Below are 14,852 nucleotides of genomic sequence, written 5' to 3' on the forward strand. Positions count from 1 at the left end.
CATGATATGCCCGAAGGTGCACAGCTAAGTTTTGAGGGCCAAGATGCTCTCTATGAAGATTATGATATTGCTCTTTCAGAGCTTGACGCGGCCAAGGATAAATGGGCGCGCTTGCCCCCTGCTGAACGTATCGCGTTGCTGTCGGGAATGAAGGACGGCATCATGAAGGTTGCCGAAGGCTGGGCAGAAACCGCAGCGCGCAAAAAGGGTCTGATCCCGGGCACCGCCATTGCGGGTGAAGAATGGATTGCCGGGCCCTATGCCACAATGGCCGGGGTTAATGCTTTGATGGGCACGCTTGCCCAGATGGACGGCAAGACGTTCATTGATCATTTGCGCACACGTCAACTTACCACGGGTCAACTTGGTGTGCGCGTCTTGCCACATATGATCTGGGATCACCTGCTGTTAAGTGGGATATCCGCCGAGGTCTGGATGCAAAAAGATGTCACGGCGTCCAATCTAAAAAAACATGCCGCTGTGGCGTATGATGTGCCGGTCAACGACCGCGTGGGCAAGGTCGCGCTGGTTCTGGGGGCAGGCAATGTTGCGGCCATCACCCCACTTGATGTTTTGCAGAAACTGATCCTCGAAAATCAGGTCGTCATTCTAAAAATGAACCCGATCAATGATTATCTGACGGACTATTTCCAGATCGCCATGAAACCCTTTATCGACGGTGGATTTCTGCGGATCGTCAAGGGCGACGCCAAGGGCGGCGCGTATCTATGTGAACATCCCATCGTAGAAGAGCTGCATATAACCGGATCTGATGCCACGCATGATGCCATTGCCTGGGGTGTGGGCGAAGAAGGGATCGCAAACAAAAAAGCTGGCGCCCCCAAAAATACCAAGCGCATCACATCCGAGTTGGGATCAGTCAGCCCAACCATCGTAGTTCCGGGGCCTTGGAGCGCTGCTGATATCCGGTATCAGGCGGAAAACATTGCCACGATGAAGCTGCATAACTCGGGACATAATTGCGTTTCGACACAGGCGCTGCTCATGCCGAGCGGATGGGACAAAGCTGGTGCACTTTTGGATGAGCTGAAAAAGGTTATCAGCACATCGACCCGCCCCACCTGGTATCCGGGGGCCCTTGGGCGTCTGGAAAGCTATGCAGACCACGGTGGAAAAGTTGAAAAAATTGCACGCGGCGACAGTGCTCCGCCGCTGGTCATCGGCGATATTGGCGAAGACAGCTATAATCGGTCTTGTGAGGTTTTTGGCCCGGCCTTTGGGATCAAGGAACTCGATGGATCGGACGCTGAAGCATTTCTTATTGCCTCGATCGATTATGCCAATACCCAGCTTTGGGGTACGCTTGGTGCAAATATTGTCATCCATCCGAAAACCATTCGCCAGATTGGCAAAAAGCGGTTCGAGGAAATTCTTGCCGATTTCAAATACGGCACCATCGGTATCAATGGCTGGTGCGCTCTTGGATTTTTGATCATGAATTGCCCTTGGGGCGCCTATCCGGGCAGCACGCTGAAAGATGTTGGCTCTGGCATTGGGACGGTCCATAACGCTTTCATGTTGGAAAGGACTGAGAAAGTGGTTGTGCAAGCCCCTTGGCGTCCTTTCCCAAGGGGGCTTTTGTCAGGGCAGTTCACCCTATTGCCGCGCCCTCCTTTCTTCATCACCAACAAACGTCAACATAAGCTTGGCAAGGCACTGACCAAGTTCCAATACAAACCAAGCTGGTTCAAATTGCCAAAGATTTTCTTCCACGCATTATTGGGCTAGGGAGCGGACGAGAGAATTTTTAAGGTCACATGAGCGTGCATCTCATGTGACCCATTCACAGTAACAGGTCTGCAAAAGGAGCTACAGGATGCAGAAAACAACCATAAGTAGCACCCTTTAAATTTCTGTTCACCCTATGTTGGTATCTGCTCGCCCGCTTGTTTAGTGCCACGGGTCTTTGACAAAACAGCCACACTTCGCTCAATTTCCCCCTTTACCCACAAATTGGAAGTAAAGATTGGTTCTCTTAGGGATAATTGTAAAGCCGCCTGTTCAACCTTTGTGTTGAAATTAATCATACAATTCATTGATTTACATGTTTATGGAATTTGATAACCCTCAGTTTGGCTTGATAATAATGCCTCACACCAAGACTAATTAAGTGGGCTTCCAAAGCTGCTGCGAAGCCTAGATTTGTGAAGTGTTCTACGCTGTCTTGAGGGTTAGGCCATCCTGCAAACGCGTTACATGCAGAAATATCTTAATTTTCAATTGTCAGATGCTAACGCGTCCTTTAGGTTTCGCGTGTCCACTGAGGATAAGAGGCAGCAAGTGCAATGAAAAATAAACTGATCATTTCTGGGGTCATGATCTTACTACTCGCAACATCTGGGGCCGCGCTGGCACAGACTGCTGGAGTGGTGACAAAGCAATATGACGACGGCGGTATTTACGAAGGGACCTTTAAAAACGGTCTGCAACATGGCGAAGGAACCTATAGCCTACCAAACGGGTATAAATACACTGGTGAATGGGTAGAAGGTGAAATACGCGGTCAGGGTGTCGCTGCGTTCCCCAATGGATCGATTTATGAGGGTAGTTTTGTTAAAGGCAAACCCGAAGGCTTGGGCAAAATAACTTTTTCTGACGAAGGAACGTATGAGGGTACTTGGCAGGACGGGAAAATAACCGGTCAGGGTGTTGCAACCTATGCCAATGGCGCGCGCTATGAGGGCGGTTTCCTAAATGCGATGCACCACGGGCTTGGAACTATGTCCAACCCGGACGGGTATATCTATAACGGTGATTGGGTGAGCGGCGTCAAAGAGGGTGATGCCAAGGTGACCTATCCCGATGGCGCGATCTACAAAGGCAGCATTGTGCGCGGCGCGCGTGAAGGCCGCGGGGTATTGGAAATGCCCGAGGGCCTGGTGTTCGACGGTCTGTGGAAAGATGGCGAAATCAACGGCTCAGGCAAGTTGATCCAACCTAACGGTGATGTCTACGAAGGTATGCTCGCCAATGGACGCCGGCAAGGACGTGGCCGGGTGACCTATGACAATGGCGACATATACGACGGAAATTTTGAAAATGACCAACGTCATGGCAAAGGAAGCTTTATTGGCTCTGACGGGTATGAATACACAGGGAACTGGGAAAACGGCCAAATCCAAGGTCAAGGTCGGGTCATCTATCCTGATGGATCTGTCTATACTGGCGATTTTGGCAATGGGCTTGCTGAAGGCGAAGGCAAAATAACCTATCCCGATGGTTCAAGCTATCAAGGTGCGTGGGTCGCTGGAGTTATTGAAGGCGAAGGGTTGGCGATATACCCCAATGGCATCACCTACAAAGGTGGATTTAAAGGCGCGCGCAACCACGGCTTTGGTGTCATGCGCTACAGCGATGGGTATATCTACGAAGGCAATTGGCAGGACGGTATGCGCAATGGTCAGGGTAAAGCCACATTTGCCGACGGCATGGTCTATGAAGGTGACTATTTGGCAGGACGCCGCCATGGCAAAGGTAAAATTCAACTGCCTGATGGATTTGTCTATCAAGGTGATTGGGAGAACGGCGAAATCACAGGGCAGGGGACTGCCACCTATGCCAATGGCGATATCTATGAAGGCACTTTTGTGAAAGGCAAACGTCAGGGACAAGGCACGATCAAGTTTGCAAGTGGTGAAGAGGCCACTGGAAGCTGGAAAGATGGCGCGCTCGTTTCAACCGACCAAGATGGCGTTGTGAAAGAAGAATAGCCTTTTACCACGAGATTCTTTTTCCGGCCCAGTCAAAAAACTGACCGCTTTCATCAGCGGTCAAGCTCTCAAGGACCTGCAAAAGGTTTTCTGCGGCCTCATGCGGCGCAACAGCTGGATGACGTCCAAGGTATTTGCGGGTGAAGTTTGTCTGCACTGTGCCGGGATGCAGCGACACGCAGATCGCCTTTGGATGGGTTCGGGCAAGTTCAATCGCGCCGCAGCGGATCATTTGGTTAAGGGCGGCTTTGGCGCTGCGATAGGAATACCACCCCCCAAGCCGGTTGTCTTCGATGGAACCCACGCGGGCAGACAGGGCGGCAAACACAGAGCGCCGGTCTTTGGCCAGCACCCGCCGGGCGTGCTTTAACACCAGTGCAGGGCCGATTGTATTCACTTTGAATTGATCCATCATCGCTTCGGGCGTCAACTGCGACAGCGATTTTTCCGGCTGTGCTCCGTTTATTTCCAAAGCGCCGCTGGCAATGATCACAGAGTCAAAACTTTGAGGCTTCAGCGTGGCAAATGCATCTTTCACGCTGATCTCGCTGGTGATATCAAAACCATCGGTCGACCGCGACAGCCCCAAAACCTGTGCGCCCCGATCAAGAAGTGCCTTGTGTAAGGCGCTGCCGATGCCTCCACTTTGTCCAATAAGCAAAACATTTTCCATAATCTGCGACTTAGGGGGCGCAGGGATACAATCAAGAAGTTTAAGTCCTAGGTATCCCACTGCTTGCTCATTTTGGCCTGCTCGGTTACACCGCCCTCAGGCTTTCAGCTTAGGAAAGGCACCATGGCCAAAGACAAGAAAACACCCCGCCCAAAGGCGCAGACCCCGAAAGGGTTTCGCGACTATTTCGGTGCAGAAGTGTCCCAGCGGACAAAGATGCTAGAAGATATTGCGGGGGTTTATCATCATTACGGCTTTGAGGCTTTGGAAAGCAGTGCGGTGGAAACCGTTGAAGCACTGGGCAAGTTTCTGCCTGATGTGGACCGGCCGAATGAGGGCGTTTTTGCTTGGCAGGAAGAGGATGCCGACTGGCTGGCGCTGCGCTACGATCTCACTGCGCCACTGGCGCGGGTTTATGCGCAGTACCGCAATGATCTGCCAACGCCTTACCGGCGTTATGCAATGGGACCCGTTTGGCGCAACGAAAAACCTGGTCCGGGCCGGTACCGGCAGTTTTATCAATGTGACGCTGATACAGTGGGCGCTGCAAGCGTGGCTGCCGATGCCGAGATTTGCGCGATGCTTTCCGATACGCTTGAAACGGTTGGTATCCCGCGCGGTGATTACATTGTTCGGATTAATAACCGCAAGGTACTGAACGGTGTGCTTGAAACCATGGGCGTATCGGAAATTGCCGAGCGTGATGCGGTTTTGCGCACCATTGATAAATTTGACAAAGTGGGCGCAGCCGGCGTGTCTGAATTGCTTGGCAAAGGCCGGCTTGACAGCTCTGGCGCTTATATTGACGGGGTTGGGCTAAGCGAAGCTCAAATTGCTCCGGTGATGGCCTTTTTGACCTCAAAAGCGGCCACAGCCGAGGCAACCTTGACCAATTTACGCAGCGCTATCGGGGCCTCTAATATTGGCGCCGAAGGGGTGGCGGAGTTGGAAACTATTGCCGAATTGGTTTCGGCAGGGGGGTATGGCCCCGACCGCATAGATATTGATCCTTCGGTGGTGCGCGGCTTGGGCTATTATACTGGTCCGGTGTTCGAGGCAGAGCTGACCTTTGAAATTCTGGATGAAAAGGGACGCAAACGCCAATTTGGATCGGTGGCAGGCGGCGGCCGCTATGATGATCTGGTCAAACGCTTCACCGGTCAGGCGGTGCCAGCCACTGGGATATCCATTGGTGTCGACCGATTATTGGCGGCCCTGCGCGAAAAAGGCCGCATAGATGCCACGCCGGTGGGACCGGTTGTGGTCACGGTGATGGACCGCGACCGCATGGCCGATTATCAAGCCATGGTTTCCGAGTTGCGCTCGGCCGGTATTCGCGCCGAGGTGTATTTGGGCAATCCGAAAAATTTCGGTAATCAGTTGAAATATGCCGATAAACGCAATGCCCCCATTGCGGTGATTGAGGGCGGGGACGAAAAAGAAGCAGGGCAGGTTCAGATTAAGGACCTAATCCTTGGCGCGCAGATTGCGCAGAACGCCACGCTGGAAGAATGGAAAGCGCGGCCAAGCCAGTTTACAGTTGGCCGCAATGAATTGGTCGCCAAGGTGCGCGAAATTCTGGATACCCAGAAAAAATGACACAGTCTGCCGACATACGGGCTGAGGCAAAGCGCATTCAAAATGCCTTTGTTGCAGCCGGCGCTTTGCCTTTAGAGGCAGAAGTGCTGCAGCCGGCGGACACGCTTTTGGATCTTTACGGCGAAGACATCCGCGCCCGCGCCTATGTGACCCAAGATCCGCTGCGCGGCGAGCGTATGCTCCGCCCAGATTTTACTGTTCCGGTCGTGCAAATGCACATGGCCCATGGTGCAGAGCCGGCGCGCTACACCTATTCAGGTGAGGTTTTTCGCCGTCAGGAAACCGATCTGCTACGGGCGAATGAGTATATTCAAGTCGGTTATGAGCTTTTTGAGCGGGATACCCCAGCGGCCTCGGATGCTGAGGTTTTTGCCCTGATACAGGACGCGCTGGGCGACGCCCCTGTGCAGCCTGTAACTGGGGATATTGGTATTTTGATGGCGGCTGTTGCTGGCCTGCGCACCACAGAGGCACGCAAGGCCGCGCTGCTGCGGCACATCTGGCGGCCGGGCCGGTTTCGCGCGCTTTTAGACCGGTTTTCCGGCCGCACGCCTGTTTCCGCTGCACGAAATGCGCTTTTGACGTCCAAAGGCCCGATAGAGTTTGAAGGCGCTCAAATAGGATTACGTTCCCCTGATGAGGTTCAAGACCGCATTCGCAGATTGAAAGAAGACGCCGCCCACCCGCCAATCTCAGAGCTTCAGGTTAATCTTTTATCCAGCTTACTAGCAGTGCGCGACACCAGTGTGCTTGCTCTGGCACAATTGCGCAATATTGCAGTGGATATGCCAGAGATTTCTGCGGCGCTTGACCTGTTTGAAGCCCGCCTTGCGGCGTTAGAGGCCAAGGGTGTTGATGTTGAAAGCCTAGATTTTGAAGCCAGCTATGGGCGCACGTCAATGGAATATTACGACGGGTTTGTGTTCGGCTTTCACGCCATAGGCCGCACTGATTTACCCCCTGTTGCAACCGGTGGGCGGTATGATGCGCTCACACGGCAATTGGGACAGGGGGCGACCATACCGGCGGTGGGCGGGGTCATCCGGCCAGACGTTTTGTTGCAGCTCACAGGTGATAGATGATTAAGCTCGGCATACCCTCAAAAGGCCGGTTGATGGGAAAAACCTTTGACTGGTTTGATGCGCGCGGGCTCAAGTTGATCCGGACCGGTGCTGATCGGGAATATGCCGCTGCCGCCGAGGGGTTCGACGGCTTGCAGCTTGTTCTTTTGTCTGCGTCGGAAATTCCGCGTGAGCTGGCGGCAGGACGGATCCACCTTGGGGTAACCGGTACCGATTTGGTGCAGGAAAAACTGCCCAATTGGCAGCAACAAGTGGAAGCCCTTGCCGAAATGGGCTTTGGGCACGCCGATTTGATTATTGCAGTACCAAACTGTTGGGTGGATGTGGACACATTGGATGATCTTGATGCCGCGGCCGCCGCATTTCGGAAAACCCATGGCTTCCGTTTGCGGATTGCCACCAAATATCACCGGCTGGTGCGTGAGTTTCTGCGCAATGCCGGTGTGGCAGATTATCAAATTGTTGACAGCCAAGGTGCCACCGAAGGCACCGTGAAAAACCAAACAGCAGAAGCAATTGCCGATATCACATCAAGTGGCGATACTTTGTTTGCCAACCATCTGAAAGTTTTGAGTGACGGTTTGGCACTCAAATCCCAAGCGACACTGTTCTGCGGAAAAAGTAATCATTTAAACTCATATGAGAAAAATGTTCTGCAGAATTTGCTGAGCAAGCTTTCTATTGGGTAAGGGTTCAATAGCTGACCGGGCTTTTTCTTCTTAATGTGTGACGCGCACTATACAACCCCGATATCAGCCAATGCATTTGCCAATTCAGGGGGCAGTTGGTCTTCATTTTCCCGCTGTGCAGCAAGATCGACCGGAGCATCATCCACAGTCAGATAGCGCCAGCCCTGAAAAGGGCGCTTTTTGGCAGAAGTGGTGCGAATAACCATTGGATCAAGCACAATAGCGCAGCGCCGAATACCATCTGACCCGATAACCTCATCCAACCGCAAAATGCGTTGGCGGCATTGCAGGAACCCTTTGATAATCCAGTAAATCGAGCCGCCGTTTAGCAAGGCATCTTCGCGCTTGGGCCACATGCGTGTGACATGCCGCGGAAGCCCGTCATCGGTTTGGGCTCTGCGCGTGGCTTGCCACGCAATCATGTCTTCGACGGTTTCGCTGCCGACACTTAATTTTACCAAATGAATACTGTCGGCCATGTGCTTCCCCTTTGCATTGCTCAATCTAGTCGCAAATAAATTTTTGGCAAGTTGACCTGTGGGATGTAACGCCCTAAACTCTATACCCTGCCTAACAGCAACTAATAAGTTTATTTGGAGCCCCTATGACGCGCTTTGCTGCCCCCATTGCCGAACAAATCTGGGATATGAAATATCGCCTGAAAGAAGCTGATGGTACCCCGATTGATACCACTGTCGAGGCCAGCTGGCGGCGCATAGCTTCCGATCTGGCGCGGGTTGAGAAAGATCCCGCGCAGTGGGAAGAAAAGTTCTATCACGCTTTGGAAGATTTCAAATTCCTACCTGCGGGCCGGATTACGGCCGGCGCAGGAACTGCGCGGAAAGTGACGCTTTTCAACTGTTTTGTCATGGGCACCATCCCCGACAGTATGGGCGGCATATTTGACATGCTGAAAGAGGCGGCGCTAACCATGCAGCAAGGCGGCGGCATTGGCTATGACTTTAGCACGCTGCGCCCCAAAGGTGCGCTTGTGACCGGCGTGGCCGCTGATGCCTCGGGGCCACTGTCATTTATGGATGTCTGGGATTCGATGTGCCGCACCATCATGAGCGCCGGATCGCGGCGCGGTGCGATGATGGCCACAATGCGCTGTGATCATCCAGATATAGAAGATTTTATCACTGCCAAATCGGATGCGGCGCGGCTGCGGATGTTTAATGTCTCCGTCCTTGTCACCGACGCTTTTATGGAGGCAGTGAAAGCCGACGGTCAGCATGATCTGGTGTTTGCTGGTAAAACCTACGACACAGTGTCCGCCCGTGGGCTTTGGGATAAAATCATGCAATCGACCTATGATTATGCCGAACCGGGTGTGATCTTTATTGACCGGATCAACCGCGCCAATAACCTTGGATATTGTGAAACAATTGCGGCAACGAACCCCTGCGGTGAGCAGCCACTGCCGCCCTATGGGGCATGTTTGCTTGGTTCGGTGAATTTGGCGCGCTTGGTGGACAGTCCCTTTGATGACGCCGCACAGCTGAATGAGGCGGCGCTTGCCGAACTTGTGGGCACGGCGGTTCGGATGATGGATAATGTGGTTGATGCCTCTAACTTTCCGCTCGAAGCGCAGGCCCAAGAGGCCCGTGCAAAGCGCCGTATCGGGCTGGGTGTGACAGGTCTGGCCGATGCCTTGCTGATGGTTGGTCTGCGCTATGGATCGGATGCGGCGGTCACACAAACCGAAGACTGGCTGCATCAAATTGCGCGCGCCGCTTATCTTGCCTCGGTGCAATTGGCTAAAGAAAAGGGCGCATTTCCGCTATTTGAGGCCGAGCCATTTCTGGCCTCAGGCGCGATGGAAAAAATGGACAGCGACGTGCGCGATGCGATTCGCAAAGATGGAATTCGTAACGCGCTTTTGACCTCAATCGCGCCCACCGGCACCATTAGCCTTTATGCCGGCAATGTCAGCTCGGGCATCGAGCCGGTGTTTGCCTATGCCTATACCCGCAAAGTGTTGCAAAAAGACGGCTCGCGCAGCGAAGAAGAAGTGGTCGATTATGCTGTGCAGATGTGGCGCGACAAATTTGGCGATACAGAACTGCCCGATTATTTTGTCAATGCGCAAACCCTTGCACCGGCGGACCATGTTAAAATGCAGGCCGCAGCGCAAAACTGGATCGACAGTTCCATTTCCAAAACTATCAATTGCCCCGAAGACATCAGTTTTGATGCGTTCAAGGATGTCTATCTGCAAGCCTATGAGCTGGGATGCAAAGGCTGCACCACCTATCGGCCCAATGCTGTTACCGGATCGGTTCTAAGCGTTTCCGAAAGCAGCGATGAAGCCCCCGAAAGCGATCAGGGCGCAGATGTGATCTATATGTCCGAGCCGCTGGACCGGCCTGCGGCGCTGGACGGCCAGACCTATAAGCTGAAATGGCCTGATAGTGAGCACGCGATTTATCTGACGGTCAATGATGTTGTGATCAACGGCCACCGACGGCCCTTTGAGGTGTTTATCAACTCAAAGAATATGGAGCATTACGCCTGGACCGTGGCGCTAACGCGGATGATATCGGCAGTCTTCCGGCGCGGCGGTGATGTATCGTTTGTGGTCGAAGAGCTAAAGGCCGTGTTCGATCCGCGCGGCGGCGCGTGGATCAAGGGTAAATATATTCCCTCTATTTTGGCGGCCATCGGCGGCGTGATCGAACAGCATATGATCGCCATTGGGTTTCTAGAAGGCGAGGGGCTTGGCCTAAAGCAAGACCCGCAATCACAAGTGGTCAATTTGGATGGCGGCAAGGGCAAAGCCTGCCCCAGTTGCGGCCAGTATGATCTGCGGATGGTTGAGGGCTGTATGACCTGCGGCAGCTGCGGCTATTCTAAATGTGGGTGATTTAGACTTTTATTTTAGCTAAAACTGAGAACAATTTTTAAGGTTATATAAAATGAAATTGCGCGCTATGCTGGTATTCAAAGCAGTAGAGTGAAGGTGCATAAAAAATCGATTTACGAAAACACAATGTGGGAAACGGATTGAAGCACGAGCCAAATACCTTTTTGAATGTCCGCCCGACTAATATGATACCCGCATATGTTCATTAGTTTGCCCTTCGCACCAGATTTTGGAACCGATCTCTTTTTAAGTGCCCACACTATAGGTTGAGATAATTTGATGACGTATGAGTTTCTTGCGCTTGGCACAGCATTCCTTTGGGCGGTCACAAGCTTAATTCACGCCGATTTAAGTCGGTCACTTGGTGGAGCCGCTTACAATCGCTTGCGGCTAACCCTCATGGCATTTGTCATGCCAGCGGTCGCTTTTTTTTGGGGCGGATGGGAGACTGTTGATAGTTCAGGTGTGGTTCTCGTGATCCTATCGGGTCTTGTGGGGTTTTCCCTTGGTGATTCTGCAATGTTGATGTCGATGCAGTATCTTGGCCCTCGTCGGACGCAAGTTATTTACGCGTTTAATGCACCAATGGCGGTTGTGTTGGGAATTTTTCTATTGAGCGAAGTTCCAACTATTTTTCAGGTTTTGGGCATACTTGTTACATTTTCCGGAATCTACATCGCAATTGCATACGGGAAGAGAAAAGAGCAAACGCATGCATGGGAAACCGATCAGGGTAAAGTTTGGGTTGGCGTTTTATGGGGCGTAGTCGGTGCGCTTTCGCAAGCGGTGGGAATTATCCTGCTCAAGCCCGCGTTAAACCTCGGTGCTGATCCGTTCATAATAGCAACCATGCGAATAATGGCTGCTGGGTTCTTTATTGCCGTGGTTGGCTATTTCTTTCCGCGAACCCATTGGATGCCAAACATCACATGGCGCCGATTGCTCTGGACAACTGTAGCGGGCGTAGTTGGTATCATCATAGCTGTTGGTTTCTTTCTAACTTACGCTGTTAAGCTAGGGAATGTCGGAATAGCGACCGTGTTGTCGGCGACAACGCCAATCATGGTACTTCCCATCTTATGGTTTTTTACAAAAGAGAAGCCGAGCAAAGGTGCCTGGATCGGAGCGGGACTTGCAGTAATAGGCGTTTCAATCATCATTCTTAATAGGACTGTGTAATGAACAAAAGAGAACAATTCGAAGGTGCAATAATCTTTCAACCCATGCACAAAGCAACGGAGATTTTGGCGCTCGCGACCCGTAGCCTATGCCCACAAAAAGATTTTGGACTATAGGAATATTTTTGACTGGAATTCATCATGAAGCATATTGGCGCCCTTGTTTTTCCCAAGTTTGAGCTGTTGGACCTATGCGGTCCTTTGCAGATGTTTGGTTTGTTAAAAGAGGATTTCTCAATCTCTCTTGTTGCTGCTGACAAGGGGCCCGTGCCCGGCGTCACGCCACATCCGGCACCAACCCTGCCAGCTCGGATCGCTTTTTCCGAAAGTTGGGGATGATAACACTTGGAGGAAATTATGGGATTAGGCTTTAAAAGAGCCATAGTTGTTGGACTTGCTGCTTTTGCTGTGGCCGTAGCCATATTCTCTGCACAGATAGAATCTTGGGTTACTAAAGCTGTGCTAAATCAAGTTTCAAAATTTGACGAATATGCTGAGATGGAACTTTGCATTGCGGCGGTTGCAGAGCAAATCGAAAATAGAAAACCAAACAAAAAATTACAAGAACTGCTTAAGAGTTGTGTTAAAAGTGAAATCTTAAAATGCGCAGACTCGGATCAATTTATCAAATGTTCCGATGATCTATCTCGCAAGTTTTCTCAATTGGGCAAAATTCATGGCCCAATCCATATGGATGAGAAAAACACAAGAGAATACAATGAGCATATATCACTTTGCGCCTCTATGGAAAATGAAGAACTGATATCTCAGTGCATAACTACTGTTGAACTCGGAACGCTAACATTTCGTCTAGAAACAAATTAACTTTTTGAAAGGGTCATAAAATGAGTGGACTAAAAGACGCATTTCTCAGATCGAAATACAGTCTGGAACCACACAAAACGCCAAAAAACTGGCAGGAGGATGAGATGAAACTAAAAACTAGTCGTGGGGCACGAAACTTCTTGATTGGATCGGTACTGTCTTTTGTTTGCGGCTTGGCATACGCTGATTCGCCATCTAACAACGGCGTTGAGAGTGCGGGGCAAACGCAAAATATCAGGAGTTTTTTCCTCCTAAACAACAACGATGTGCCAGCATTTTGGGGAAGTCCCGTTGTCTCCACTTATTTTGACGCAACCGAAAACTACGGTCAAATAATTGAAAAGTCCCGTGCTTTCGCCATGTTTTATGCGATGGCGTCACGAGTTGAAAGCGCACTTTCTGAACACAGCGATTTGCCACCCACACTGGCATATGTAATAGCAGACCACCAGCTAAGCGACTACTATTTAGCGCAACCGCTGAGGGCAATTTTAGAACAAGAGTGGGAAGATACGCCGATCTTCAAAGCGTTACAAGAACCAGAGGTACGCTTAGAAACTGGTGGCATCGCTGACGGAACCGACTGCTCAGTTTTCGTGAGCGGAACGCAACATGATGAATTTCCTGCACACTATGTATTGGAATCTGCGTTGATTGTAGCCAACTCAAACCTTTCAGAAAGCGAAATTTCTTTGTGTTTTCAAAATAAAACAGTCTTAATTTTTGGAGCGGCTTCAAGCAATTTCGATTTTGATCGAGGTGTCGACCCTGACGTTCTCAAGGGAATCTATTTTAGTCTGGTGCCAACTATGTTGGAGCTCGGAAGTGTTTGCCGAAAGTTTGAGTTTGCCAGTGCTTTGGACTGCGTAACGCGGTCATTGGATGAAAGATATGGGCACCTACTAAGCGTGCTTATAGAGCGTAAATAACAGTAAATAGAGGGAGAATAAACATGGACAGAAATATTGACTGTGAATTGCCATCAGAAACCCATTTTGAAATAGGCCTATTCAATGCGACTAGTTTTGGCGGTGGTGGTGGTGGTTCGGGCGGTGGAGGCGGAGGTTCGTCGCCCACTACTGGATCGGGTCGCAATGGAACAAGCGGCCGGTTCGATGGCCAATCAGGAAATGAACAGAATGATCCTGTTTCTGCAAGCGCAAGCTTGACTTGCAGTGGAACATTTGGACCTGCTTCGGGAACTGCTGGTGGAGGCACCGAGAATGGTGGAAGTGGGAGTATATCAGGCGGCATGAGCACAGGAGCAGGGCAATTAAGAGGTACGGCAAATTTTTCTAGCGATGGTGTTCAAGGCGGAACAGGCTTATCCACGGGAGGCTCTTTTTATGCAGGTCCAGGCGTGGGCTTTGAGCAGAGTATCAATTCAGATGGAACAGCAGACACTACAGTTTCTGCAGGCTTTGGTGCTAAGATTGAGGTAAACAGATTTTAGACTAGAAATATTTTTATGACTGGACTTCATCATGAAGCATATTGGCGCCCTTGTTTTTCCTAAGTTTGAGCTGTTGGACCTATGCGGTCCTTTGCAGATGTTTGGTTTGTTAAAAGAGGATTTCTCAATCTCTCTTGTTGCTGCTGACAAGGGGCCCGTTCCCAGTAACCAGCAGGTGGAAATTATCGCAAAGGACAGTTTTATAGATCATAAACCCTATGACATCTTATGTGTCCCGGGCGGGATGGGAACACGCGATCAAGTTTCTAACCCAGACCTAATAGACTGGCTTAAACATTCGGCGCAGAAAGCCGAGTATGTTCTATCGGTCTGCACCGGTTCATCACTGCTTGCGCGCACGGGCGTTTTAGATGGTTTCAAAGCGACAACAAACAAGGCTGCCTTTGCATGGGTGCGCAGTCAGGGACCCAAGGTGAACTGGCAAGCCAAAGCGCGTTGGGTCGAAGATGGTAAGTTCTTTACCTCGTCAGGCGTTACCGCCGGAATGGATATGGCGCTGGGTTTTATCGCCCATTTGCACGGCGACGCCAAAGCCAAAGAGGTCGCTAAATGGAGCGAATACCAATGGCATGATGACCCAAACTGGGACCCCTTTGCCGCCATTCACGGGTTGGTCAAAGACTGACAGGTGATGGGTAAATATGGTCTTATGTAATGGTTTTATTTCAAGAAAATCCCACCACCGCGATACTGACGCAATACCGACGTGAAACAGATAGCTGTTTTTAGGGTTTT

General features: G+C 51.0%; 14 protein-coding genes. 12 read left to right on the top strand and 2 right to left on the bottom strand.

Features of this window, described 5'->3' with window-relative positions; translation table 11 throughout:
• The first annotated feature begins 6 nt into the window (after positions 1 to 6).
• Positions 7 to 1,749, top strand: coding sequence for an aldehyde dehydrogenase family protein (locus tag GN278_01815; protein XAT59669.1), 1,743 nt, complete (start codon positions 7 to 9; stop codon positions 1,747 to 1,749).
• 557 nt (positions 1,750 to 2,306) lie between these two features.
• On the top strand, positions 2,307 to 3,731 hold the full coding sequence (locus GN278_01820; protein XAT59670.1) for a 2-isopropylmalate synthase: 1,425 nt from the start codon (positions 2,307 to 2,309) through the stop codon (positions 3,729 to 3,731).
• 4 nt (positions 3,732 to 3,735) lie between these two features.
• Here GN278_01820 and GN278_01825 read toward each other — a convergent pair whose 3' ends face one another.
• Positions 3,736 to 4,404, bottom strand: a complete 669-nt coding sequence (locus GN278_01825) for an SDR family NAD(P)-dependent oxidoreductase (protein ID XAT62495.1) — start codon at positions 4,402 to 4,404, stop codon at positions 3,736 to 3,738.
• Between the two features lie 123 nt (positions 4,405 to 4,527).
• Between GN278_01825 and GN278_01830 the strand changes: the two genes are divergently transcribed.
• Genes GN278_01830 through GN278_01840 form a run of 3 tightly spaced genes read left to right on the top strand, consistent with a single transcriptional unit; the run spans position 4,528 to position 7,774 of the window.
• Entirely contained in the window at positions 4,528 to 6,003 is a 1,476-nt protein-coding gene (locus GN278_01830; protein ID XAT59671.1) for a histidine--tRNA ligase, read from the top strand.
• A complete protein-coding gene (locus GN278_01835; protein ID XAT59672.1) occupies positions 6,000 to 7,085 on the top strand; it encodes an ATP phosphoribosyltransferase regulatory subunit in 1,086 nt (361 codons plus the stop codon). The genes GN278_01830 and GN278_01835 overlap by 4 nt, the downstream gene beginning before the upstream one ends.
• Positions 7,082 to 7,774: an ATP phosphoribosyltransferase gene (locus GN278_01840; GenBank protein XAT59673.1), complete on the top strand. Its 693-nt coding sequence runs from the start codon at positions 7,082 to 7,084 to the stop codon at positions 7,772 to 7,774. Before GN278_01835 ends, GN278_01840 begins: the two co-directional genes overlap by 4 nt.
• A gap of 47 nt (positions 7,775 to 7,821) precedes the next feature.
• Here the strand turns inward: GN278_01840 and GN278_01845 are convergent, their stop codons facing one another.
• Positions 7,822 to 8,253 carry a DUF1489 family protein gene (locus GN278_01845; GenBank protein ID XAT59674.1) on the bottom strand — a complete coding sequence of 144 codons (432 nt, stop codon included), beginning with the start codon at positions 8,251 to 8,253 and terminating at the stop codon, positions 7,822 to 7,824.
• Between the two features lie 125 nt (positions 8,254 to 8,378).
• Between GN278_01845 and GN278_01850 the strand changes: the two genes are divergently transcribed.
• The 7 genes from GN278_01850 (at position 8,379) to GN278_01880 (ending at position 14,742) form a co-directional block, all read left to right on the top strand.
• On the top strand, positions 8,379 to 10,640 hold the full coding sequence (locus tag GN278_01850) for an adenosylcobalamin-dependent ribonucleoside-diphosphate reductase (protein XAT59675.1): 2,262 nt from the start codon (positions 8,379 to 8,381) through the stop codon (positions 10,638 to 10,640).
• A gap of 279 nt (positions 10,641 to 10,919) precedes the next feature.
• Positions 10,920 to 11,819: an EamA family transporter gene (locus tag GN278_01855; protein ID XAT59676.1), complete on the top strand. Its 900-nt coding sequence runs from the start codon at positions 10,920 to 10,922 to the stop codon at positions 11,817 to 11,819.
• A gap of 140 nt (positions 11,820 to 11,959) precedes the next feature.
• Complete coding sequence (locus tag GN278_01860; protein XAT59677.1) at positions 11,960 to 12,157, top strand: hypothetical protein; 198 nt, start codon at positions 11,960 to 11,962, stop codon at positions 12,155 to 12,157.
• 18 nt (positions 12,158 to 12,175) lie between these two features.
• The gene (locus GN278_01865) at positions 12,176 to 12,643 is read left to right on the top strand and encodes a hypothetical protein (GenBank protein XAT59678.1); all 468 of its coding nucleotides are present in this window, start codon (positions 12,176 to 12,178) and stop codon (positions 12,641 to 12,643) included.
• Positions 12,644 to 12,663: 20 nt separating this feature from the next.
• A complete protein-coding gene (locus tag GN278_01870; protein XAT59679.1) occupies positions 12,664 to 13,572 on the top strand; it encodes a hypothetical protein in 909 nt (302 codons plus the stop codon).
• 23 nt (positions 13,573 to 13,595) lie between these two features.
• Positions 13,596 to 14,096, top strand: a complete 501-nt coding sequence (locus GN278_01875) for a hypothetical protein (GenBank protein ID XAT59680.1) — start codon at positions 13,596 to 13,598, stop codon at positions 14,094 to 14,096.
• Positions 14,097 to 14,127: 31 nt separating this feature from the next.
• Positions 14,128 to 14,742: a DJ-1/PfpI family protein gene (locus tag GN278_01880; protein ID XAT59681.1), complete on the top strand. Its 615-nt coding sequence runs from the start codon at positions 14,128 to 14,130 to the stop codon at positions 14,740 to 14,742.
• The last annotated feature ends 110 nt before the right edge of the window (positions 14,743 to 14,852 follow it).

The sequence above is a fragment of the Rhodobacteraceae bacterium Araon29 genome (assembly GCA_039640505.1).
Classification (GTDB): Bacteria; Pseudomonadota; Alphaproteobacteria; order Rhodobacterales; family Rhodobacteraceae; genus CABZJG01.

Coding starts and splice junctions, on each gene's coding strand:
- GN278_01820 (XAT59670.1), top strand. CDS start 2,307: ATGAAAAATAAACTGATCATTTCTGGGGTCATGATCTTACTACTCGCA.
- GN278_01870 (XAT59679.1), top strand. CDS start 12,664: ATGAGTGGACTAAAAGACGCATTTCTCAGATCGAAATACAGTCTGGAA.
- GN278_01845 (XAT59674.1), bottom strand. CDS start 8,253: ATGGCCGACAGTATTCATTTGGTAAAATTAAGTGTCGGCAGCGAAACC.
- GN278_01855 (XAT59676.1), top strand. CDS start 10,920: ATGACGTATGAGTTTCTTGCGCTTGGCACAGCATTCCTTTGGGCGGTC.
- GN278_01815 (XAT59669.1), top strand. CDS start 7: ATGCCCGAAGGTGCACAGCTAAGTTTTGAGGGCCAAGATGCTCTCTAT.
- GN278_01840 (XAT59673.1), top strand. CDS start 7,082: ATGATTAAGCTCGGCATACCCTCAAAAGGCCGGTTGATGGGAAAAACC.
- GN278_01865 (XAT59678.1), top strand. CDS start 12,176: ATGGGATTAGGCTTTAAAAGAGCCATAGTTGTTGGACTTGCTGCTTTT.
- GN278_01825 (XAT62495.1), bottom strand. CDS start 4,404: ATGGAAAATGTTTTGCTTATTGGACAAAGTGGAGGCATCGGCAGCGCC.
- GN278_01835 (XAT59672.1), top strand. CDS start 6,000: ATGACACAGTCTGCCGACATACGGGCTGAGGCAAAGCGCATTCAAAAT.
- GN278_01830 (XAT59671.1), top strand. CDS start 4,528: ATGGCCAAAGACAAGAAAACACCCCGCCCAAAGGCGCAGACCCCGAAA.
- GN278_01850 (XAT59675.1), top strand. CDS start 8,379: ATGACGCGCTTTGCTGCCCCCATTGCCGAACAAATCTGGGATATGAAA.
- GN278_01875 (XAT59680.1), top strand. CDS start 13,596: ATGGACAGAAATATTGACTGTGAATTGCCATCAGAAACCCATTTTGAA.
- GN278_01860 (XAT59677.1), top strand. CDS start 11,960: ATGAAGCATATTGGCGCCCTTGTTTTTCCCAAGTTTGAGCTGTTGGAC.
- GN278_01880 (XAT59681.1), top strand. CDS start 14,128: ATGAAGCATATTGGCGCCCTTGTTTTTCCTAAGTTTGAGCTGTTGGAC.